Genomic DNA, 2,043 nt, shown 5'->3' with positions numbered 1-2,043 from the left:
CCACACCAGATGCCGGATATACGACTGCATGCGCTTTCCAGCTGCCAAACCTATCGTTCAGTTTCCTTGATTTCCGGGGGAGTCCATATACGTAGTGTTAGGGCAGTTATCGAACATACGATTTAACACGCTCAAGAACCTTCTGATCTAAGAAGCGATTGTATCGACGCGTACCTGAGCAATGCCAAACAAGTCCGTCATCTTGAATGAAGAATATGTACTCGTAGCCAATCGTGAAGCTCACGCTGCAAGAGTCTTTGGCTGGTCCTGACCATAAGGTAGTCACCGATCCCGTGCTTCCTTTGACTACCTCAGATACGGATATCTCAACTTCGGAGCCCTTGTCCTTTTCATTTAGAACGCGGCCGGATACAACACGGCCAACGAAAACTTGAGATGCTGAATCAACATATAGCGCATCAGAATCTTGCCTGACACATGAGCACGCATATGCGTTTGCGACTAGGCCGAACGAAAGAACCAAGGTGAAGGAGAAAAAGCGCATTGTTGCCCTAACGTTTGAATTCACCGGCCTGCGCGGCTTTTCGAGCAGGTCCGGTGGAATGATGGGTTGGGCATCATCGTTTTACCTTGAATGATTCAATAGGGCTGATACTTCCATTACGTTCCCTTTCTCGTAGCACATTGCGAAGAGCTATTAGCGAACGCGAATCTCCACCAACAAGCATGCGAAGTAATTTCCCGTCATCCGATGCCCAAGCGACGATGTTCTTCAGAGTTTTTTCTTCATTCAACGGTAGGCTGAGATCTGAAAAACCAGCTCTCCCCTGTTCGTTTCGTACCTGAAAAGAAATAAATAGAAGGTGTTCTGGCTCATCGGGGAGTACAAAATCACCAGAAATGTAACGACGAGTTGGGGGTTCCGGATATCTGGCCTCAAGAGACTTCTTAATGTGAAGCCCCGAAGCTTCAAGTGTCTGAAGGACACTCACCAGATAAGCCTCAGGGACAGGAAGCAACTTGTCTTCAACAGCCCCGGTGGAGCCATGTTTTGCCACGTATTCGCCATCGGCGTAGCCGGATCGGTGTACGAACAAATGTCGGCGGTCGTGAATTTCTTCAACTGTGCCAAAAGCCGCTGGTTCGCTTATGAGGTCTATTCCAAGGCTCTTCTGATAAAACTTCCGAATTTCCTTCAGGCCACCACTAGTCAAGCGTCGGAGTGTCTTCTTGACAATGTGGTGGTACACGCCTTCCTGAGCATCTATGGTTAGCAACTGCTCCTGCGAAAAATCGACCCGACCGTCGTTGAGAAATGGCTCTCGCGACCTAGTGGAAACTTCCTCGATACAGTCTACGAGAAATGCTTCGTATGCAGCGACAACCCGCACGAGAAGGGTTGAACGCAAGAGTTCAGGATAAACGTCACGAGCATGGTACGTGACTACCTTTAGCTGCCGTTTCACAACTTCTGACCCAAGATGGAACTCGACTTTCTCGTCCCTCCGGCTTGAGTCTCGCATGGCCTCTCGCCCGCTTTCATAAAGCACTCCATATGAGTGCATGGTCGCCTCATACAAGAGCCGAATGCGCTGTAGTGCCTTGTGAAAATCTCGGTGCGCGGAAAGTCTCATCGTGATGCCCAACGTAGAAGTGAGCGGACTGCGCGGCTTTTTGCGCAGGTCCGCTCGACTGCCGGGTTGGGGGGCGGGGCAAGAAAAATCATGGGTTTTTCACCTCTCGTCTTTGGCGCCATGCTTCCCAGCGGGCATTAGCTTCGGCGACAGCAGTCCATTGCGCTGTGCCGATGAGACCGGCGACCAGAACGCCCAGGACGGTGCCGTTCTGGACGTACCACGAGAGAAGAGAGAGCGGGAGGCCGGTGATCGTAAGCCAGAGATGGGTGGAAACGCCGTACTCACCGTGACCACTGAAGGAGTTGCCGAGAGCTGCGATTGCGAGCAGCGCAAGAGCCCAAGCCCCGTACCACTTTGCAACTTTCTTCGCGGCGCTATGCATTCAAGCCCCCCAACGTTATAGGTAAGGGGCGCTGCGCGACGCTTTATCGCGCAGCGTCCAGCG

At 51.9% G+C, this 2,043-nt stretch carries 2 protein-coding genes; both read right to left on the bottom strand.

What is annotated here, in order from left to right:
• Positions 1 to 578: 578 nt before the first annotated feature.
• Complete coding sequence (locus G474_RS23670) at positions 579 to 1,484, bottom strand: hypothetical protein (protein ID WP_156919340.1); 906 nt, start codon at positions 1,482 to 1,484, stop codon at positions 579 to 581.
• A 199-nt stretch (positions 1,485 to 1,683) separates the two neighbouring features.
• Positions 1,684 to 1,980: a hypothetical protein gene (locus tag G474_RS23665; RefSeq protein WP_156919339.1), complete on the bottom strand. Its 297-nt coding sequence runs from the start codon at positions 1,978 to 1,980 to the stop codon at positions 1,684 to 1,686.
• Between the last annotated feature and the right edge of the window lie 63 nt (positions 1,981 to 2,043).

It is taken from the genome of Azovibrio restrictus DSM 23866 (assembly GCF_000429665.1).
GTDB lineage: Bacteria > Pseudomonadota > Gammaproteobacteria > Burkholderiales > Rhodocyclaceae > Azovibrio > Azovibrio restrictus.
The sequence above is the reverse complement of the archived record's forward strand: the minus strand, read 5'-3'. Positions and strand labels throughout refer to the sequence as shown.

Excerpts from the sequence above, each read along its gene's own strand:
- G474_RS23670 (WP_156919340.1), bottom strand. The coding sequence starts at position 1,484 with ATGCGAGACTCAAGCCGGAGGGACGAGAAAGTCGAGTTCCATCTTGGG.
- G474_RS23665 (WP_156919339.1), bottom strand. The coding sequence starts at position 1,980 with ATGCATAGCGCCGCGAAGAAAGTTGCAAAGTGGTACGGGGCTTGGGCT.